The sequence below is a fragment of the Actinomadura sp. RB99 genome, assembly GCF_014706005.1.
Classification (GTDB): Bacteria; Actinomycetota; Actinomycetes; order Streptosporangiales; family Streptosporangiaceae; genus Spirillospora.
The window spans coordinates 24,072-43,435 of the sequence record NZ_JABMCA010000012.1 but is presented as its reverse complement, the minus strand read 5'-3'; the positions used below and the strand labels follow the sequence as shown (position 1 = coordinate 43,435).

The following is a 19,364-nucleotide window of genomic DNA, read 5'->3' as shown; positions in this document are numbered from 1 at the left end:
GATCCTAGGGAGACGTCAGCGGCCGCGCCGCAGGTACTTGCCGACCGGGTCGCCGAGCACCTTCCCGTCGGAGTACACGTGGTTGCCGCGCACGAACGTGTCGGTGACCTTCGCCGTCATCGGGAAGCCCTCGAACGGGGTGTACTCCTGCGTGGACTCCGAGTCGGCGGCGCGGACCGTCCAGGACACGTCCGGGTCGACCAGCGCGATGTCGGCGTCGTAGCCCTCGGCGATGGTCCCCTTGGTGAGCAGGCCGTAGCGGCGGGCCGGGTTCCACGAGGTCAGCTTCGCGACGCGCTGGAGCGGCAGGCCCCGCTTGGCGCCCTCGCCGACCAGGCCGGGCAGCAGGTACTCGGCGCCGCCGAACCCGGACTTGGCCAGGAAGATGTCGTCGCGGTCGGCGCCGAACTTCATCTCGTCGCGGCAGCAGGCGTGGTCGCTGACGACCCAGTCGACCTCGCCGGCGAGGACGTGCCGCCAGAGCGCCTCGACGTCCTCGCGGTCGCGCAGCGGCGGGTTGACCTTGCCGCCGAGGCCATGCGCGGTGTCGACGTCGGCGAGCAGGTGCCCGATCGTGACCTCGCGGCGGAAGTCGATGTGCGGGAACGCCGACGCCATGGTCAGCGCCGCCGACAGCGCCTTCTCCGACGACAGGTGCAGCAGGTTGATGTTCGGCAGGCCCGTCTCGTGCGCGAGGTAGGAGGCGATGGTGACGGCGAGGCCCTCGGAGTGCGGCGGGCGCGAGGCGCTGTAGGCGCGCAGGCCGGTGAGCCTGCCCTCCCGCTCGACCATCTTCGTGTACGCCGTCATGATCTCGGCGGTCTCGCAGTGCAGCGACAGCGAGATGTGGTCGGCGTAGTCGGACAGCTGCTCGCGGGCCTTCTGGATGCCGCGCATGACGAACTCGAAGTGCGCGATGTCGTACCGCTCGTCCGGCGGCGTCATCAGGAACTCGCTCTGGCTGGTGGAGCGGCCGTGCAGCCCGTGGCTCCCGTAGAACATGAAGATCTTGAACGAGGTGACGCCGTGCTCCTCGACGAGGTACGGGATCTCCTCGATGTGCTCCGCCATCATCGGCGCGAGGTGGAAGGCGTAGTCGACGTAGGCGTTGCCGCTCGCGGCGCTCAGCACCTCGGGGAAGAACTCGCGGTACGGGCCGCCCTTGTTCAGGTAGTACTGCCCGGTGCGCATGTAGGTCAGCGAGGTGGTGACGCCGCCCTGCGCGCTGGCGCGGCTCTCCGAACGGGTGTCGGTGGCAAGCTCGTTGTAGATGCCCCAGTGCTGGTGCGCGTCCACCACGCCGGGGAACGCCAGCCTGCCGCCGCCGTCCACCACCGTCGCGGCGTCGTCATCGGGCAGGTCGGGCGCGAGGCGGACGATGGTGCCGTCGTTGACGGCGATGTCGAGGCGCTCGGGCTCGGCGCCCTCGGGAGCGTCGGGACGGACCACCCGTACGTTCTTCAGCAGCAGCTCGGTCGTGGCCAATTCATCTCTCCTCAGTGTCGTGGGGCGGTCAGCGTTCGGAAGGTCCGGGGGCGGGGCGGCGGCGCGCCACGTCGCCGGCCGCGAGGTAGGCGAGCCCGAAGGCGGGCAGCAGGCCGTTGCCGGGCAGGTAGCCGTCGGCGCCGTGGCCGGAGATCCCGGCCGCCGCGCCGCCCGCCGCGTACAGGCCGGGGATGGGGCGGTCGTCGTGGTCGACGACGGCGGCGTCCTCGTTGACGATCAGCCCGCCCTGCGTGTGGAACAGTGCCGGGACGACCCGGACCGCCGCGTACGGCGCGGCGAGCGGGCGCTCCCAGTTGGCGCGGCCGTGCTCGTCGGCGCGCTCGCCGCGCGCGACGGCGGCGGCGGTCTCCAGTTCGGCGGCGAGGGCCCCGGCGGGCAGCCCGGTGGCCTTGGCGAGGCCGTCGGCGTCGTCGGCCCAGACCAGCACGCCCGACTCGACGGTGTCGCGGAAGTCCTTGAACGGCTCGCACTGGTGGAAGATCGTCTCGTCCAGGACGATCCAGCCGGTGGCGCCGGGCCGGGCGGCGAGTTCGGCGGCGTACTCGGAGTAGCCGCGCGTCTCGTCGCCGAACCGGCGGCCCTCCAGGTCCACCATGATCGCGCCGTGGATGATCGTGGCCCAGCCGACGAGGGTGCCCGCGCCGGCGGCGACGGCGCCGTGGCCCTGGTAGGCGTCGAGGTAGCCGGTGGCGGCGCCGAGGCCGCCGCCGATCCGCAGCGCGTCGCCGAGCGACTGGTCGCTGCCCTGGTAGAGGGCGTCGGCGATCTCCGGAAGGTGGCGGCGCACGAGGTCCCGGTCCGCGCCGAAACCGTTGGTGGCCAGCAGCACGGCCCGGGTCGGGATCTCCTCCTCCGTCCCGTCGGGGTACTGCACGACGGCCGCCCGGACCGCGCCGTCCCCGCCTGTCGCCACGTTCGTGAGCTTCGCGGGGACGAGCAGGTCGATGTTCGGGTGCGCGCGGGCGCGGCGGGCCAGATGGTCGATCACGCTGGAGCCGTGCCGCCCGGGGACGGAGTGGCAGCGCGTGACGGAGTGGCCCGGGTAGTTGAAGTCGGTGACCAGGTCGAGCGGCAGCTCCACCGAGTCGGCGAGCCACTCGACGAGCGGCGCGCTGACCTCCGCGAGCGTGCGGGCGAGCCGGGCGTCGGCGCGGCCCTTGGTCTTGGCCTCGATGTCGGCGACGAACCGGTCCGGGGAGTCGTCCACGCCCTGCTCGGCCTGCCAGCGCGAGCCGGCGCCGGGGAACATCGCCGTGGACATCGAGGTGTTGTTGCCGCGCCGGAAGTGCTCGCTGGACTCCACGACGACCACGGTCAGTCCCAGCTCGGCGGCGCGCAGCGCCCCGGCGAGGCCGCCGCCGGCGCCCGCCACGACGAGATCGATGTCGGTCATGACGCCCTCCCGGCGACGAGGACCTGCAGTGCGAGGGCGGTCGGGTCGACGACCTCCGCCGCGAACCGGCCCTCCTCCACGTCCACGGCGGAGCAGCCGTTGATCACGGCGGCGGCGCCCTGCGCGGCGAGCGCGTCGACCGCCTCGCCGAGCGCGGCGTTCCACGTCTCGCCCTCGGCGACGGCGTCGAACGGCAGTTCCAGCACGGCGATGCCGGCGACGTAGGCGTCCAGCCCGTAGGCCTTGAGGCGGCGGCCCAGCTCCGCGCCGATCGCCTCGTTCCGCACCACGGCCCCGAATCGGACATTCTTCGCAGCAAGCGCCATGCTACTCAGCCTCAGCAGCCCGTTGACCGGAACGCGCTGGTCAGCGGGCCCGTCCGGGACGGCCGGGTCGAGCACGCAGTCGGGGAGGACCACGTCCCAGGCCGCGTCCGGCTCGGCCACGGCGGCGGCCACGGCGGCGGCGACCTCGCGCTCGGAGACCCGGATCGACGCCTCGTCGTCCAGCGATCCCGGGGCGCCGGGCCCGACGTCGCGCAGCTCGATGCTCAGCCCGGCGGGGGCGAGCCGGTCGTAGCGGGCCTGCCGCCGCGTGATCTCCTCCGGCGGCAGGTGGATCGGCGTCACGGACAGTGCGCGCATCAACTCGGCTCCTTCTCGGCGGTGTCGTCGGCCAGCCCGCGCAGCGCGCCGCCGACGCGGGCCATGGCGGGCAGTTCGCGGGCGACCGCGGCGGCGCGGTCGACCAGGGCGGCGCGGCCCGGCAGCCACGCCTTCAGCATCCGGATCACGTCCGGCTCGGTGAGCGGCTCGTGGTCGGCGTCGCCGACCGGGTTCGGCTGCTCGCGGGTGAGGGACGTGCCGTCGTCCAGCTCGATCGTCACGCGGGCGGCGCGCTCGGCGGGCAGCCGCGCGGTCAGGTCGCCGGCCGCGACGAGGCGGACCCGGCGGGCGAGGTCCCGCAGCGCGGGGTCGCCGAGCCGGGCGGCATCGGAGGCGCGCGGCCCGACCTCGCCGTCCAACAGCGCGGTCGCGACGACGAAGGGGGTGGAGAACATCGCCGACAGCCGGTTGTCCCATTCGGGCGACCCGAGCCCGGCGCCGAGCGCGTGCGTCTCGACGAGGATCCTGCTGATCCTGGACGGGTCGAGGCCCGCCCGCAGCGGGAGCACCGCGTCGGCGGCCGGATGGGTGAACGAGCACGACGCGTGCCGCTTGAAGTAGCCGCGCGTGACGTCCCAGCGCTCGCCGAGCCCGCCCGTCAGCCCGGCGGCGTCGAAACCGCCGAGCAGGTCGCCGAGCGAGCCGCCCGCCGTGCCGGTGTTGCGGGCCAGGCCGGCGGCCGCCATCCGCGCCGCGACCAGCCCGGACAGGTTGGACGCGCCCATCCACGCGTCGCGGACCGGGTTCCCGTCCGTGGCGGACGAGAAGTGCCCCGCGACCGGCAGCCCGGCGCCGGCGTCGATCGCGGCGGCGGTGGCCTCGGGGCCGAGCCGCAGCAGCCGGGCGCAGCCGGCGGCGGCTCCGGCGACGCCCCAGCTCCCGTGCGGGTGCGCACCGGGCCGGAGCGAGGTCGCCTGCCCGAACCGGGACGCGACCTCGTAGGCGGCCAGCAGCGCGGCGGCCGTGTCCGGGCCCGTCGCGTCGAGTTCGGAGGCCAGCGCCAGCACCGCGGGGAACCCGTGCGCCGCCGGATGCCCCTTGGCGTACTTGTTGCCCTCGTCCAGCTCCAGCGAGACCAGCGCCATCGCGTTCAACCAGGCCGCGGCGTCGACGGTGACGGACCGGCCCGCGCCGATCAGCGGGGCGGGGCCGTCCGGAGCGTTCCACGCCGACCGCAGCGCGGCCTGCTCGTCCAGCGCCGCGCCGAGCGCGGTCACCCCGAAGGTGTCCAGCAGGACCAGCGACAGCCGGTCGAGCACGGGGCGCGGCACGTCCGCGGTGTCCAGGGCGGCGGCCCACTCCCCGAGCCGCGCCGCCGCCCGCTTCGCTTCCTCGTTCACAGTCCCAGGTAGGCCTTCCTGACCTCGGCGGATCCGGCCAGCTCGGCGCCCGTCCCGTGCAGCACGGTCGATCCGCTCTCCAGCACGTAGGCGCGGTCGGCGATGCCGAGCGCCTGCTTGGCGTTCTGCTCGACGAGCAGCACCGCCACCCCGGAGTCGCGGATCGCCTTGACCGCGTCGAGCACCGCCCAGGTGAGCTTGGGCGACAGGCCGGTGGACGGCTCGTCCAGCATGAGCAGCTTCGGGCGGGCCATCAGCGCGCGGCCGATCGCGAGCATCTGCTGCTGCCCGCCGGAGAACGTCTGCGCGACCGTGGAGCGGCGCTCGGCGAGCACCGGGAACAGCGCGAACACCTCGCGCATGTCCTTGTCGATCTCGGCGGCGGGCCGCGTCCAGGCGCCCATCCGCAGGTTCTCCTCGACGGTGAGCGTGCCGAACAGCGCCCGGTCCTCCGGGACGTGCACCAGCCCGTCGCGGACGAGCTGGTCGGGGCGGCGGCCCGCGGTGGACGCGCCGCCGAAGGTGATCGTCCCGGACGTCGCGCGCAGCTGCCCGCAGACGGCCCGCAGCGTCGTCGTCTTGCCCGCGCCGTTCGCGCCGACGAGCGCGACGATCTCGCCCGCGCCGACCTCCAGGTCGATCTCGTGCAGGATCCGCATCCGGCCGTAGCCGGCGCAGAGCTTGTCAATCCTCAGCATCACCGGGCTCCTCTCCGAGGTACGCCTCGATCACCCGGGGATCGGAGGTGACCTGCTCGGCGGAGCCGGTGGCCAGCACCCGCCCCTGGTCGAGGACCAGCACCCGGTCCGACAGCCGCATCACGGCGGCCATGATGTGCTCGATGAACAGCAGCGTCGTGCCGTCCTCCTCGCGCAGCGCGGCGAGCAGGTCCAGGACGGGCTCGCGCTCGGCGGGGACGAGGCCGGCGAGCACCTCGTCCAGCAGCAGCACCTTCGGCCGCATGGCGAGGGCGCGGGCCAGTTCGAGGCGCTTGAGGCCGGCGGTCGGCAGCTCCGTCGCGGGACGGTGCGCCCACGGGCCGAGCCCGACCCGCTCCACCACCTCCATCGCCTCGCCGCGCAGCCTGCGCAGCGGCCCCCGGCGGTGCTGCGCGGCCAGGCCCACGTTCTCCAGGACGCTCATGCTCCCGAACGGGCGCATCAGCTGGAACGTGCGGACCATGCCGGCGCGGGCGATCCGGTGCGGCGCCGTGCCGGTGACGTCCTTGCGGCCGAACACGACCCGGCCTGCGTCGGGCGCGATCGCGCCGCTGATCACGTTGAACAGGGTGGTCTTCCCGGCGCCGTTCGGGCCGATGATCCCGAGGATCTCCCCCGGCTCCACCTCGAACCCGACCTCCGACAGGGCGCGCAGGCCCCGGAAGTCCTTGCCGACGCCGTCGACGTCCAGCAGCTTCACCGCCGCCACCTCGCTTGGATCGTGCCGACGATGCCCTTCGGCAGCACCCGGACGATGAGGATCAGCAGGACCGCGTACAGCGCGACGTCCAGGCCGCTGCGGCCCTGCAGGAAGTTCAGGAAGTCCGGCGGCGTGCGCAGCAGCGTCGCCGTCAGGTCCGACAGCGACCCGAGGATGATCGCCCCGACCACCGGGCCCCAGACCGTGCCGATCCCGCCGATCACCACGGTCGCGATCGCCTGGATCGACACCGAGGAGCCGAACGCCAGGTCCGGGTTCACGAACAGGTAGTACTGCGTGTAGAAGGCGCCCGCGACCGCGGTGATCGCCGCCGACAGCGCGACGGTGACCAGCTTGTAGCGCATCACCGGGGTGCCGAGCGCGGCGGCCGCCACCTCGTCGTCGCGGATCGCGGTGACGTAGCGTCCCGTCCGCGAGTGCAGGAACAGGATGCTGACCAGCGCGGCGATCCCGGCGAGCGCGAGCGCGACCCAGAAGTAGGCGGGCGAGTCCGCGGCGAACTGGATCTTCCAGAGCGAGGAGCCCTGGATCAGCGGGACGCTGAACCCGACGGCCTTGTTGGTGAAGTCGGTGGTGGTGGCGATCAGCCGGAGCATCTCGGCGAACGCGAACGTCGCGAGGGCGAAGTAGGCGCCGCGCAGCTTGTAGCGGAACGCGAAGTAGCCGATGACGACGGCGACGACGGCCGCGACCGCCATCCCCGCCAGCATCCCGATCCACGGCGACACGTCGTGCTTCACCAGCAGGTACGCGCTGGTGTAGGCGCCGAGGCCGAAGAACGCCGCGTGCCCGAAGCTGAACATCCCGCCGAACCCGCTCATCACGTTCCAGCCGATGGCCATCAGCAGGAAGATCAGGATGCGGACCGCGACCGCGCCCATCGCGGGCGGCAGCACCAGCGGCAGCGGGATCGCGACGACCAGCAGCACGGCGAGGACGGCCAGCTGCCGGTTCTGCGGGCGCAGCGGCGGCGCCTTGACCGGGCGGACGGCGCCGCCCGTGTCGCGCCCGCCGGCGATGGTGAGGCCGCTCATGCCTGCTCCCTGCGAGGGGACGACCCCCCGCGCCCCCCGGTTCGCTCCGCTCATGACTTCCTCCCGAAGAGGCCCTCGGGCCGCAGGAACAGCACGACCAGGAACACGACGAACACCCCGAGCAGCGAGCTCTGCCCGCCCATGTAGATGGTGGTGAGCTGCTCGACCAGGCCGATCAGCAGGCCGCCGACCAGCGCGCCCGCGACGTTGCCCATGCCGCCGAGCACCACCACCACGAACGCGGTGATGTTGAACTGGTCGCCGAGCGTCGGCGTGACGGTGACCAGCGGCGCCGCCAGCACGGCGGCGGCGCCGGCGCAGGCCGTCCCGATCGCGAACGTGAGGGTGTGGACGCGGCGGACGTTCACGCCGACCAGCTCCGCGCCCTGCCCGTTCGCCGCGACCGCGCGGATCGCGGTGCCGAACCGGGTGCGGCGCAGCAGGTAGAACAGCACCGCGCCGATCAGGATCGCGCCGATGAAGGCGTACAGCCGGCCGCCGGTCACCACCGCGCCGAACAGCGAGAACTGGAAGTCGCCGGGCAGCGGGACGTTCTTCGGCTCGGCGCCGAAGAACATCAGCAGCCCGTTCTCCAGCAGCAGCGACAGCCCGAGGGTGATCAGCAGCTGGTTCTCCAGCGTCGCGCCGCCCGAGCCGCTGAGCAGGCCGCGGTGCACGACCGCGCCGACGAGGAACAGCGCGGGCACCGCGATGACGAGGGTGAGGTAGGGGTGCAGGCCCGTGCCCTGCACCACCCCGAAGGCGATGAACATCGCGACGGCCAGCAGGGCGCCGTGCGCGAAGTTGACGATGTCCAGCACGCCGAAGATCAGCGTGAGGCCCATCGCGATCAGCCCGTAGAGACCGCCGGTCAGCAGGCCGGTCACCACCGACTGCCAGACGACCAGGCCGCTGCCGGACCGGATCAGCGCGACCGCGATGGCGATCGCGACCAGGCCGCCGGTGAGGGCGGCGCGCTTGAGGACGGGGCCGCGCAGGGCGGCCGCTCTGAGGTTCGCAGTTGTGTCGCTCATGGCCGCCACGTCACCGAGTAGTTGGGCTGGGATTCGGCCTTGTCCTGGGGATAGACCTGCTTGATCTGCCCGTTCTGCACCTGCATGAGGACGGGCAGCGCGTTCTTGTTGTCGCCGTTGGCGGCGAAGGCGATCGGCCCCGTGCCGACGGTCAGCGGCCGCACCTGCGACGAGGCGATCGCGGCGCGGACCTTCGTCGGGTCGGTGCTCGCGGCCCGCTCCACGCCCTGCGCGATCACCTGGACGGCGTCGTAGGCGAGGACGGCGCCGGTGCGCATCGGCGCGCCGTAGCGCTTCTGGTACTCGGCGCGCAGCTTCACCGTGCCGGGGTTCTGCGCGTCGTAGTGGTAGTTGGTGCTGAAGTAGCGCTCGCCGAGCGAGCCGACGTCGCTGACGAACTTGGGCTGGTCGAACGCGCCGTCCGACACGCCCCACACCGCGTTCAGGTTCGGCTTGACCGCGTTGATCGCCTTGGCGGCGAGGAGCCCGTCGCGGTAGTAGCCGGCGACGGCCAGCACGTCCGCGCCGGACGCCTTGACCTGGGTGATCTGCGCGGTGAGGTCGGACGCGGTCACCGCGTCGTAGCTGATGTTCGGGCCGACCTGGATGCCGAGCCTCTTCGCCGCCTTGGCGAACGCCTCGGCGGCGCCGCTGCCGAAGTCGGTCTGCTCGTGCAGGAACGCCACCTTCTTGACGGGCTTGCCCGCCTTCTCCGAGACCTCCTTGAGGTAGCGGGCCGCCGCGTCCGCGATCGCCGCGCTGCCCGGCTGCACCCGGAACGAGTACCGGTAGCCGTGCGAGAAGATCGCGTCCGACGCGGTGACGTCCATGACGAACGGGACGCGGTTGCGTTCGGCGACCACGGAGACGTTGGTGCTGACCGCGCTCTGGTAGGTGCCGACGAGGCCGACCGCGCCCTCGGAGATCAGCCGCTGCGCCTCACTCTGGCCGACCTCCGCCTTGCCCTGGGTGTCGCCGGTTTCCAGCTCCACCTTGCGGCCGCCGAGGGACGTGATGCCTCCGGCGGCGTTGATGGCCTCGACCGCCATCTGCGCGCCGCGCCGCATCTGCTGGCCGTCGACCGCGTTCGCGCCGCTGACCGGGTGCAGGGCGCCGATCCGCACCGGGCCGCTGTCGCGGCCGGCCGCGGCCCCGGCGGCGCCGGAGGGCGCCGAGCCGCCGCAGCCGGCGGTGGCGGCCAGCAGGGCCGCGCACGCGCCGAGCCCGGCGGCGAGCTTTCGAGCCGACATTCACCTCTCCTGCCTGCCCGGTGCCACCTCACGACGATCGTTCCGCTTAGAGGAACACCGGGCCACTGATGCGTCATGGTGGCATCCATCACGTGACCTGGTCAATATCTTGGTGAAACTTGACGGAACTCGACAGCCGATGCCAACTTGAAGACATCCGGCGCCCGCACGGCACCGGAACATGGACTTACCATTGTTCCGCTTAGAGAAACGATCAGAACCGAAGGCGGTACCGCCCATGCCCGACGCCCTGTCCGGAGTCCGCGTGCTCGACGCGGCCACCCTGTTCGCCGGGCCGCTGGCGGCCACGCTGCTCGCCGACTTCGGGGCCGAGGTCGTCAAGATCGAGCACCCGAAGGGCGACCCGGTGCGCAGCCACGGCGCCCGCCGCGACGGCGTCGGGCTGTGGTGGAAGATGCTCGGCCGCAACAAGAAGGCGATCACCCTCTACCTCGGCTCTCCCGAGGGCCAGGAGATCTTCCGCCGGCTCGCCGCCGACGCCGACGTGGTGATCGAGAACTTCCGGCCCGGCACGCTGGAGCGCTGGGGCCTCGGCTACGACGAGCTGAAGCGGATCAACCCGCGGCTGGTGCTGGCCCGGGTCACCGGGTTCGGGCAGACCGGCCCGTACTCGCGGCGGCCCGGCTTCGGCACGCTCGCCGAGGCGATGAGCGGGTTCGCCGCGATCACCGGCGAGCCGGACGGACCGCCGACCCTGCCGCCGTTCGGCCTCGCCGACGGGATCGCCGCGCTGACCACCGCGTTCGCCGTGATGACGGCGCTGCGCGCGCGGGAGGCGACCGGCGAGGGCCAGGTCGTCGACCTGGCGATCATCGAGCCGATCCTCACCCTGCTCGGCCCGCAGATCATCACCTACGACCAGCTCGGCGAGCTGCAGGCCCGCACCGGCAACCGGTCGCACAACAACGCGCCGCGCAACACCTACCGGACCCGCGACGGCGGCTGGGTCGCGATCTCCACCAGCGCCCAGTCCATCGCCGAGCGGGTGATGCGGCTGGTCGGCCGGCCCGAGTTCATCGACGAGCCGTGGTTCGCCACCGGCGCCGAGCGCGCCGAGCACGCCGACGAGCTGGACGAGGCCGTCGGCTCGTGGATCGCGCAGCGCGACCGCGACGAGGTCGTGAAGGCGTTCGAGGAGGCGGAGGCCGCCGTCGCGCCGATCTACACCGCCGCCGACGTGATGACCGACCCCCAGTTCGCCGCGCTCGGCACCATCGCCACCGTCCCCGACGACGAGCTCGGCCCCGTGAAGATGCAGAACGTGCTGTTCCGGCTCTCGCGGACGCCCGGGCGCATCGACTCGGCCGGGCCGCCGCTCGGCGCGCACACCGCCGAGATCCTCGGCCGCTACGGGGTAGGCGAGGCAGAGCTCGGCGAACTGCGCGCCAAGGGGGTGGTCAAGTGACCGGGCCGGAGCATCCGCACCGGACCTGGCTGTACGTCCCCGGCGACCGTCCCGACCGCATCGGCAAGGCCCTGGACTCCGCCGCGGACGCGGTCGTCCTCGACCTGGAGGACGCCGTCGCCCCGGACGCCAAGGAGACCGCGCGCCGCACCGTCGCGGGCGTGCTCGCCGAGGGGCGGCCCGGACGGCGCCCCGCCTACGTGCGGATCAACGCGCCCGGCACCCCGGACGGCACCGCCGACATCGGGCTGCTGGCCTCCGCGCCCGGCGCGCCCGCCGGGGTCCGGATCCCCAAGTGCGAGGACCCGGACATGCTGCGCCGCGTCGCCGACGCGCTCGGCGTGCCGGTGTTCCCCGTCCTGGAGTCGGCGCTCGGCGTGGAGAACGCCCTGGCCCTCGCCACCGCGCACCCGCTGGTCGCCGGGATCTCGCTCGGCGAGGCCGACCTGTCCGCCGACCTGCGGGTGACCGGCGGCGACGCGCTGGCGTGGCCGCGCTCGCGGGTCGTCGTCGCGGCGCGCGCCGCCGGGCTCCCGTCCCCGCCGCAGAGCGTGTGGACCGCCGTCCGCGACCTGGACGGCCTGCGCGCCGACACCGCCGCGGGGCACCGGGCCGGGTTCTTCGGCCGGTCGGTGATCCACCCCGCGCAGATCCCCGTCGTGCACGAGGCGTGCGCGCCCGACCCCGGCGACGTCGCCTGGGCGCGCGACCTCATGGACCGTCTCACCGGGCGCGACGGCCCCGCCCGTGAACAGCAGGCCGCGTGGATCGACTCCGACGGCCGGTTCGTGGACAAGGCGGTCGTCGAGCGCGCCTCCTGGATCCTCGCCGTCGCCGCGTCCGCCCACCGCCCCGATGCACCAGAAAAGGAAGGCTCCCCGTCATGACCACCCAGGATCCGCTGCTCGCGGCGGTCGCCCGCGGCGTCCGGCTGATCGAGCTCGGCCAGCCGTTCTTCACCGGCATGCCCTGCTCCCCCAACCACCCCGGCTTCCGGATGACGCTGATCCGCCGGCACGGCGACATGCGGCGCCCGGACGGGGGCTCGGCCGCCAACGAGATCATCGTGACCGGCGGGCACGTCGGCACCCACATCGACGCGCTGTCGCACGTCAGCCACGACGGCGAGCTGCACGGCGGGATCGACGCCGCCGAGGCGCAGCGCGGCGGGGCGTTCACCAGCCACGGCGCCGAGAACCTGCCGGGCCTGCTGCGCCGCGGCGTGCTGCTGGACGTCGCCGCCGTGCACGGCGTCCCGACGCTGCCGCCCGGCTACGGGGTCACCGCCGAGGACCTGGACCTGGCCGCGAAGCGCGCCGGGACCGAGCCCGGCGAGGGCGACGTCGCGCTGGTCCGCACCGGCTGGTCCCGCAACTTCGGCGACACCGCCGCCTACCTCGGCAAGGAGACGGGCGTGCCCGGCGCGACGCCGGAGGCGGCCCGCTGGCTGGCGGACCGCGGGATCGTCGCGACCGGCGCCGACACCACCGCCTACGAGCAGATCCCGGCGGGAGCGGGCCACGCCGTGCTGCCCGTGCACCGGATCCTGCTGGTCGAGTCGGGGATCTTCATCATGGAGCACCTGAGCCTGGAGGCGCTCGCCGAGGCGGGGCTGCACGAGTTCGCGTTCCTGCTCGCCCCGCTGCGGATCAAGGGCGGCACCGGCTCCCCCGTCCGCCCGCTCGCGGCGGTGTCGGCATGACCGCGGATGCCGGCATGACCGCGCCGACCCCGGTGCAGCGGCTCGCCGCGCTCGCCGCCGACGTGCGGGCCGACGGGCTGGGCGCCGACCTGCGCGCCGACGCCGCGCGCCGCGTCCTGGACGCCCTCGGCAACAGCCTCGGCGCGACCGGCGAGGCACCGGCCCGCGCGGTCGGCGAACTGGTCGCCGAATGGGGCGGCGCGGGGCGCGCCACCGCGATCGGCACCGGCGCCCGGCTCCCCGAGCCCAGCGCCGCCCTGCTCAACGGCACCCTCGCCCACTCGCTGGACTTCGACGACACGCACCTGCCGTCGGTGCTGCACCCGTCCGCGTCGGTCGTGCCCGCCGCGCTCGCGGTCGCCGAGGCGCGCGGCGCCACCGGCGCGGCGCTGCTGGACGCGGTGGGCGTCGGCGTGGAGATCACCGTCCGGCTCGGCATGGCCGGATACGACCGGGAACTCGGCAACTCGGTGTTCTTCGAGCGGGGCCAGCACGCCACCGCGATCTGCGGCGCCGTCGGCGCGGCGGCGTCCGCCGCGATGCTCTCCGGCCTGGACGCGGGCGGGATCGCCGACGCGATGGGCATCGCCGCCAGCATGGGCTCCGGGATCCTGGAGGCCAACCGGACCGGCGGGACCGTCAAGCGGATCCACTGCGGCTGGGCGGCGCACGCGGCCGTCACCGCCGCCGGGCTCGCCCGCACCGGCATCACCGGCCCGCCGACCGTGTTCGAGGGGCGGTTCGGGTTCCTGCAGGCGTGGTGCGGTGACCAGGTCGACCTGGACGCCCTCACCGACCAGCTCGGCGCGCACTGGGAACTGCCCGGGATCTTCTTCAAGCCGTACCCGTGCAACCACTTCACCCACGCCGGCATCGACGCCGCGCTCCGGCTCCGCGCGCGCGGGCTGGACCCGTCCGGCATCGAGAGCATCGAACTGGGCGCGCCCACGGCCGTGCTCCGCACGATCGGCGAGCCCCGCGAGGACAAGATCCGTCCGAAGTCCGGGTACCACGCCGCGTTCTCCGGCCCGTACACGGTCGCGGCGGCGCTGCTGGGCGGCGGCGGGCTCGGCGTCTTCCACGAGGACTTCACCGACGAGGCCGCCGCGGACCCGGAGCGGCTCGCGCTGGCCGCCAAGGTCCGGTGCGTGCCGGACGCCCGCTGCGACGAGATCTTCCCGCACCAGTTCCCGGCCGTCCTGCGCGTGACGACCCGCGACGGGACCGTCCTGGAGGAGCGCGTGGACGCCAACCGCGGCGGTCCGGGCAACCCGCTGTCGGCCGAGGAACTGGCGACCAAGTTCCGTCTCAACGCCGCCCGCCGCGTCTCCCCGGACCAGGCCGAACGGATCACCGAGCTGGCCTACGGGCTCGCCGGCCTCGACGATCTCCGCACCCTGACCGCCCTCCTCGCCTGACCCGCCCGTCAGGTGTGCTCCATGATGAAGGTGGCGGTGGTCCCGGGGGCCAGGGCGCGGAAGACGTGGGGGGCGTCGCCGGGGTAGGCGACGTAGTCGCCCGGCGCCAGTTCGACCGGATCGTCCGCCGGACCGGCCAGGGCGCGGCCGGTGCCCAGGAGCACGTGCTCGGTCGTGCCGGGCAGGTGCGGGTCGGACAGGTGCGGCTCCTCCGGTTCCGCCGTGACGCGGTACACATCGCGGCGGGCGTGGGGCGGGCAGGACGCCAGCAGGGTCGCCGTGTAGTCCGCCTGCTCCGAGCGGGTGGCGGGCCCTTCGCCCGCGCGGACGACCCGCACGCCCGCCCGCGGCGGGTCGACCAGGCGGCTGAAGGGGACGCCGAGCGCGCCGCCGAGCGCCCACAGCGTCTCGACGCTCGGGTTGCCGGTGCCCGCCTCCAGCTGGGACAGCGTCGACTTGGCGATGCCGGCGCGCCGGGCCAGCCCGCTCTGGGTCAGCCCGGCGCGGGCGCGCTCCCGCCGGATCGAGGCGGCGATCAGCGCGATCAGGTCGAGGTTGCCCACTTGTTCGCTCCAGACGTCCAGGTGTTCAGTTTGACGAACGCGACCACGATTGTTCATTCTAGTGGACAGTTGTTCGGCACATCGGACTGGAGCGGCCATGGAGCATCTCGGCATCCTCGCCCACAGCGCGGAGGGCGCCGCGCTGTGCTTCCGCGCCTTCTGCCATGAGGGCTTCCGCGAGCTGGGCCCCGACGACCATCCCGACGTCACCCTCGACCTGATCGCGCTCGCGCGCAGCATGCCGCACTGGGAGGCGGGCGACCACGACGCCGTCCGGGCCGTCCTCGCCGAGAGCGTCCGCCGCCTGGCCGCCGCCGGGGCGACGTTCTTCGCCTGCCCCGACAACACCGCGCACATGGCGCTGGAGCGGCCCGGCGACGACCTCGCGCTTCCCGGCCTGCACATCGCCGAGGCCGTCGCCGACCGCGCCGCCCGCGACGGCCGGACCCGCGTCGGTGTCCTCGGCACCCGCTACACCATGGACGGCCCGGTCTACCCGCGCGAGCTCGCCGCCCGCGGCATCGAGGCCATGGTGCCGGACGCCGCCGACCGCGCCCGCGTGCACGAGATCATCTTCGGCGAGCTGGTGAACGGCGTCGTCACCGAGGAGTCCCGCCGCGCGTACGTGCGGATCATCGAGCGGCTCGCCGAGCGCGGCTGCGACGCCGTCGCCCTGGTCTGCACGGAGATCCCGCTGCTGGTCACCCCGGAGGTGTCGCCGCTGCCGACCCTGGACTCGACGCGGCTGCTCGCCCGTGCCGCGTTCGAGGTCGCGGCGGGCCGCCGTCCGATGCCGTCCTGGCGCGGCGGGCCCGCCGTCACCGCCTGAGCCGGCGACATTTCGACCGGCGGCGAAACGACCCCTCCCTAGATTCGGGGGCATGGCGAACAACGACCTGGTCATCACCCGGCACGCCGAGGTGAGCGCCGTCCTCGCGGACGAGCGCTTCGTCGTTCCCGTCGCGGAGGGCGGAGCGCCACGGGGCTCGCTGGCCTGGCTGCGCGGGGCGGTCTGCCGGTTCAGCGAGGGCGCCGAGCACGACCGGCGGCTGGACGTCGTGGCCCGGTCCCTGGACGAGGCCGACCCGGCCCGGCTGCGGCGGCGCACGCGCGAGCGGATCCTGGCCGGAGAGGCGCCGGACCTCGCGCCGATCTCCGCGCTCGGCGAGGCGCTCGGCGTCACGGACCTGGACGCGCTCACCGGCGCCGTGCCCGCCGCCGCGTCCGGCTACCTGACCGGGACCGGGCGGGACGGCGCGGACGCGGCCGTCGCGGCCCTCACGCGGCTGCTCGGACCCGGCCCGGACGAGGAGGTCGCCAACCGGATCGCCGTCTACCTGCAGGCGTACGAGGCCACCGCCGGGCTCGTCCGCGCGGTCCTCCCCGCGTCGCGGCGCCCCGAGGCGCGCGGCTTCCCGATCGAGGCCGTCGTCGCCGAGACGCTGCGCTTCGACCCGCCGGTCCCGGCGATGCGCCGCGTCAGCCGCACGGCTCTCGCCTTCGGCGGGTGCGAGATCGCCGAAGGCGCCACCGTGACCCTCGACCTGCGGGCGGCCAACCGAGACCCGGCGGTGTTCGCCGAGCCGGACCGTTTCGATCCGGGGCGCGGGGAACCCCGTCATCTGACCTTCGAGACGGGCCGCCGGCCCTGCCCGGGCGCGGACCACGCCGTGCGGCTGGCGGCGGGCGCGGTCGAGGCGCTCAACGACAGGGAGGCCGTCCGATGAACCATCCGCAGACGTTCCGGGACCTGCACCGCGGCGACCGCCCGCTGCTCCTGCCCAACGCGTGGGACTTCGCGAGCGGCGCGGCGCTGGCGGAGGCGGGGTTCCCCGCCGTCGGGACGACCAGTCTCGGCGTCGCCGCCGCGGCCGGGAAGGCCGACGCGACCGGCGACGCGCGGGACGAGACCCTCGCGCTGGCGCGGAACCTCGCCCGGCTGCCCCTCCCGGTCACGGTCGACATCGAGGGCGGCTTCTCCACGAGGGTCGCCGACGTCGCCGAACTCGCGACGGAACTGGCCTCGTACGGGATCGCCGGCGTCAACCTGGAGGACGGCCGCTCCGACGGGACGCTCGCCCCGCTCGACCACCAGGCCACGGTCATCGCGGCGGTCAAGCGGGCCGCGCCGCAGGTGTTCCTGAACGCCCGCACCGACACGTTCTGGCTGGCCGGGGACGAACCCGACATGGACGAGACGCTGCGCCGGGTGCGGGCGTTCGCCGAGGCGGGCGCGGACGGGGTGTTCGTCCCCGGAATCGCCGCCGACGAGGACGTCCGGGCCGTCGTCGACGCGGTCGACCTGCCGCTGAACGTGCTGTTCATGCTGGGCAGGACGGACGTCGAGCGGCTCGCCGGCCTGGGCGTCCGCCGGGTCAGCACGGGCTCGCTGCTGTTCCGCAAGGCGCTCCAGGCGACGGTCGCGTCCGCCCTGGACGTCTCCGGCGCCGCCTCCGAGGCCCCCGCCTTCTCCTACGGCGACGTCCAGGCCCTGGTCGCACGCTGAGGCGTCAGTGGCCCGTGATCGCGTCGGCGAGACGGGCCAGCGCGGACGTCCGCGGCGACGAGGTCGCGGACTCGCGGGCGTCCGCGGCCCGGTAGAGCGCGTACATCGCGTGGACGCCGAGCCAGCGCAGCGGCTCCGGCTCCCAGCGGCGGACGCGCCGGTCCACCCACGGCAGCGCGGTCAGCTCCGTGTCCTCGCGCAGGACGAGGTCGCGCAGCGTCCTTCCGGCGAGGTTCGCCGTGGCGACGCCGTGGCCGGTGTAGCCGCCCGCGTGCCCGAGCCCGGAGGCGTGGTCCACCACGACGGTCGAGCACCAGTCGCGGGGCACGCCGAGGACGCCCGACCAGGCGTGCGCGACGCGCCCGTGCTCGGCGGCCGCCGGGAACATCGCGGCGAGCATCGACCACAGCTCGGCGACGGTCGCGGGCTCCGTCCGGCCGCCGTCGTCCACCCGGGACGCGTAGCGGTACGGCCGGCCGCGGCCGCCGAACGCGATGCGGTCGTCGGCGGTCCGCTGCGCGTACATGTAGTAATGCGCGAGGTCGCCGAGCAGCTCGCGGCGGTCCCAGCCGATCGCGTCCCACACGGCCGGCGGCAGCGGCGTCGTGACGATCATGGAGCTGTTCATCGGCAGCCAGTCGCGGTGGTGGCCGCCGACCCCGGCGGTGAACCCCTCGGTCGCGCGCAGCACGTACTCGGCGGTGACGGTGCCGTTCGGGGTGACGGCGGCGGCCGGGACGGCGCCGCGCCGCGGCACGATCCGGACCACCGGGGTCCGCTCGTAGACGTGGACGCCGAGGCCGCGGACCGTCTCCGCCAGGCCCCGGACGAGCTTGGCGGGCTGCACGCGGGCGCAGTGCGGGCTCCACGCGGCGGCCGTCGCGCCCGCGACGCGCAGCCGCTCGTCGCGCTCGGCGGCGGGCAGCGGGACGAGGTCCTCCTCCGTCCAGCCCCAGTCGCGGGACGCGGCGACCATCGCGGCGAGCCGGGCCCGCTGCGCGGGGTTGCGGGCGACGTGCAGCACCCCGCTCTTGACCAGGTCGGCGTCGATGCCCTCCGCCGCGGCGACCCGGATCACCTCGTCGACCGCGTCGAACATGGCGTGCTGCAGGGCCACGGCGGCGAAGCGCCCGTGCCGGGCCGCGTACCGCTCCCGCGATCCGGCGATCTCCCCGAGCACCCAGCCGCCGTTGCGGCCGGACGCCCCGAACCCGGCGAACTCGCGCTCCAAGACGACGATCTCCAGCTCGGGACGGGCGCGCTTGAGGTAGTAGGCCGTCCAGAGGCCGGTGTAGCCGGCGCCGACCACGCAGACGTCGGCGGCGCGCGGGCCGGGCAGCCGGGGGCCCGGTTCGGGGCGGCCGGTCCGCCGGTACCAGTGGGAGACGCCGCCGTTGGCGAAGCCGGGTGCCAGCGGCGCCCGGCCGGACGAGGAGCTCATCCGCTCATACTGCTGTATCCGACAGTCTGGACGGTAGAGGGCGACGGATTCTAAGGGACAGCGTCGATCCCACGACGGGATCCGAGCCATCCGGACCGGTCGGCGGCATAGTAGGACGGGCCGTCGGGGCCGCTCGCACCGCCGCGCCACGGCCGCATCCCGAGGCTCGCGGCGACCTCGGCGGACACCGCGCTGTCCGGGTCGAACTCGGCGGTGACCCGGCGCAGCCCGACCACCCCGAACGCGTAGTCCAGCACCGCGCGGGACGCCTCGGCCGCCAGCCCCTGCCCCCACCGGTCCGGTTCGAGGCTGTAGAGGATCTCCACGTCCACCCCCCGGTCGAACGGGCCCTCGTGGCCGCGCAGCCCGGCCACCCCGATCAGCGGCGCGCCCGGCCGCGGCTCGGCGGGCGCCGGCCCACCGCGGAGGGGCCGCAGCGCCCACAGGCCGTAGCCCTCGGTGGCGAAGTCCCGCTCGCTGGTCTCGATGATCTCGGTGACCTGGACGGGCGAGATCGACGCGCCGTCGAACAGGTGCCGGCGGACGACCGGGCCGGTCCAGTGCGTGCGCAGCGCGTGGTGGTCGGTCATGCCGATGGGGTGCAGGGCGAGCCGTCTCGTCAGCAGCGTCTCGGTCATCGCGGGCC

At 74.3% G+C, this 19,364-nt stretch carries 19 protein-coding genes; 7 read left to right on the top strand and 12 right to left on the bottom strand.

Annotated features, from left to right (window positions below; all coding sequences use genetic code 11):
- Positions 1-15 precede the first annotated feature (15 nt).
- Genes amrb99_RS13760 through amrb99_RS13720 form a run of 9 tightly spaced genes read right to left on the bottom strand, consistent with a single transcriptional unit; the run spans position 16 to position 9,662 of the window.
- The gene (locus amrb99_RS13760) at positions 16-1,485 is read right to left on the bottom strand and encodes a dihydroorotase family protein (protein ID WP_190856329.1); all 1,470 of its coding nucleotides are present in this window, start codon (positions 1,483-1,485) and stop codon (positions 16-18) included.
- A 28-nt stretch (positions 1,486-1,513) separates the two neighbouring features.
- A complete protein-coding gene (locus tag amrb99_RS13755; RefSeq protein WP_190856328.1) occupies positions 1,514-2,899 on the bottom strand; it encodes an FAD-binding protein in 1,386 nt (461 codons plus the stop codon).
- On the bottom strand, positions 2,896-3,543 hold the full coding sequence (locus amrb99_RS13750; protein ID WP_190856327.1) for a hydantoin racemase: 648 nt from the start codon (positions 3,541-3,543) through the stop codon (positions 2,896-2,898). The genes amrb99_RS13755 and amrb99_RS13750 overlap by 4 nt, the downstream gene beginning before the upstream one ends.
- A complete protein-coding gene (locus amrb99_RS53105) occupies positions 3,543-4,904 on the bottom strand; it encodes an MmgE/PrpD family protein (RefSeq protein WP_190856326.1) in 1,362 nt (453 codons plus the stop codon). The genes amrb99_RS13750 and amrb99_RS53105 overlap by 1 nt, the downstream gene beginning before the upstream one ends.
- Positions 4,901-5,602 carry an ABC transporter ATP-binding protein gene (locus tag amrb99_RS13740; RefSeq protein ID WP_190856325.1) on the bottom strand — a complete coding sequence of 234 codons (702 nt, stop codon included), beginning with the start codon at positions 5,600-5,602 and terminating at the stop codon, positions 4,901-4,903. Before amrb99_RS13740 ends, amrb99_RS53105 begins: the two co-directional genes overlap by 4 nt.
- A complete protein-coding gene (locus amrb99_RS13735; RefSeq protein WP_206699934.1) occupies positions 5,589-6,323 on the bottom strand; it encodes an ABC transporter ATP-binding protein in 735 nt (244 codons plus the stop codon). The genes amrb99_RS13740 and amrb99_RS13735 overlap by 14 nt, the downstream gene beginning before the upstream one ends.
- Entirely contained in the window at positions 6,320-7,378 is a 1,059-nt protein-coding gene (locus amrb99_RS13730) for a branched-chain amino acid ABC transporter permease (RefSeq protein ID WP_190856323.1), read from the bottom strand. The genes amrb99_RS13735 and amrb99_RS13730 overlap by 4 nt, the downstream gene beginning before the upstream one ends.
- A gap of 50 nt (positions 7,379-7,428) precedes the next feature.
- On the bottom strand, positions 7,429-8,412 hold the full coding sequence (locus amrb99_RS13725; RefSeq protein ID WP_190856322.1) for a branched-chain amino acid ABC transporter permease: 984 nt from the start codon (positions 8,410-8,412) through the stop codon (positions 7,429-7,431).
- Positions 8,409-9,662, bottom strand: a complete 1,254-nt coding sequence (locus tag amrb99_RS13720) for an ABC transporter substrate-binding protein (protein WP_190856321.1) — start codon at positions 9,660-9,662, stop codon at positions 8,409-8,411. Before amrb99_RS13720 ends, amrb99_RS13725 begins: the two co-directional genes overlap by 4 nt.
- 238 nt (positions 9,663-9,900) lie before the next feature.
- On the opposite strand from amrb99_RS13720, the gene amrb99_RS13715 reads away from it, so the two are divergent.
- From amrb99_RS13715 to amrb99_RS13700, 4 genes are read left to right on the top strand one after another with little or no spacing between them, the layout of a single operon-like run.
- The gene (locus amrb99_RS13715) at positions 9,901-11,088 is read left to right on the top strand and encodes a CoA transferase (RefSeq protein WP_190856320.1); all 1,188 of its coding nucleotides are present in this window, start codon (positions 9,901-9,903) and stop codon (positions 11,086-11,088) included.
- On the top strand, positions 11,085-11,975 hold the full coding sequence (locus amrb99_RS13710; protein WP_190856319.1) for a CoA ester lyase: 891 nt from the start codon (positions 11,085-11,087) through the stop codon (positions 11,973-11,975). The genes amrb99_RS13715 and amrb99_RS13710 overlap by 4 nt, the downstream gene beginning before the upstream one ends.
- On the top strand, positions 11,972-12,790 hold the full coding sequence (locus amrb99_RS13705; protein WP_190856318.1) for a cyclase family protein: 819 nt from the start codon (positions 11,972-11,974) through the stop codon (positions 12,788-12,790). Before amrb99_RS13710 ends, amrb99_RS13705 begins: the two co-directional genes overlap by 4 nt.
- Positions 12,787-14,208 carry an MmgE/PrpD family protein gene (locus tag amrb99_RS13700; RefSeq protein ID WP_241755534.1) on the top strand — a complete coding sequence of 474 codons (1,422 nt, stop codon included), beginning with the start codon at positions 12,787-12,789 and terminating at the stop codon, positions 14,206-14,208. Before amrb99_RS13705 ends, amrb99_RS13700 begins: the two co-directional genes overlap by 4 nt.
- A gap of 8 nt (positions 14,209-14,216) precedes the next feature.
- Here amrb99_RS13700 and amrb99_RS13695 read toward each other — a convergent pair whose 3' ends face one another.
- Positions 14,217-14,771 carry an XRE family transcriptional regulator gene (locus amrb99_RS13695; RefSeq protein WP_347256666.1) on the bottom strand — a complete coding sequence of 185 codons (555 nt, stop codon included), beginning with the start codon at positions 14,769-14,771 and terminating at the stop codon, positions 14,217-14,219.
- Positions 14,772-14,868: 97 nt separating this feature from the next.
- Between amrb99_RS13695 and amrb99_RS13690 the strand changes: the two genes are divergently transcribed.
- From amrb99_RS13690 to amrb99_RS13680, 3 genes are read left to right on the top strand one after another with little or no spacing between them, the layout of a single operon-like run.
- Positions 14,869-15,600 carry an amino acid racemase gene (locus amrb99_RS13690; RefSeq protein ID WP_190856316.1) on the top strand — a complete coding sequence of 244 codons (732 nt, stop codon included), beginning with the start codon at positions 14,869-14,871 and terminating at the stop codon, positions 15,598-15,600.
- Between the two features lie 52 nt (positions 15,601-15,652).
- Positions 15,653-16,498, top strand: a complete 846-nt coding sequence (locus amrb99_RS13685; protein WP_190856315.1) for a cytochrome P450 — start codon at positions 15,653-15,655, stop codon at positions 16,496-16,498.
- Positions 16,495-17,277 (top strand): isocitrate lyase/phosphoenolpyruvate mutase family protein, encoded by a 783-nt coding sequence (locus amrb99_RS13680; RefSeq protein WP_190856314.1) that lies wholly within the window; start codon positions 16,495-16,497, stop codon positions 17,275-17,277. Before amrb99_RS13685 ends, amrb99_RS13680 begins: the two co-directional genes overlap by 4 nt.
- Before the next feature lie 4 nt (positions 17,278-17,281).
- Here the strand turns inward: amrb99_RS13680 and amrb99_RS13675 are convergent, their stop codons facing one another.
- The gene (locus tag amrb99_RS13675) at positions 17,282-18,718 is read right to left on the bottom strand and encodes an FAD-dependent oxidoreductase (RefSeq protein WP_190856313.1); all 1,437 of its coding nucleotides are present in this window, start codon (positions 18,716-18,718) and stop codon (positions 17,282-17,284) included.
- 50 nt (positions 18,719-18,768) lie between these two features.
- A complete protein-coding gene (locus amrb99_RS13670) occupies positions 18,769-19,356 on the bottom strand; it encodes a GNAT family protein (RefSeq protein WP_190856312.1) in 588 nt (195 codons plus the stop codon).
- Positions 19,357-19,364 lie beyond the last annotated feature (8 nt).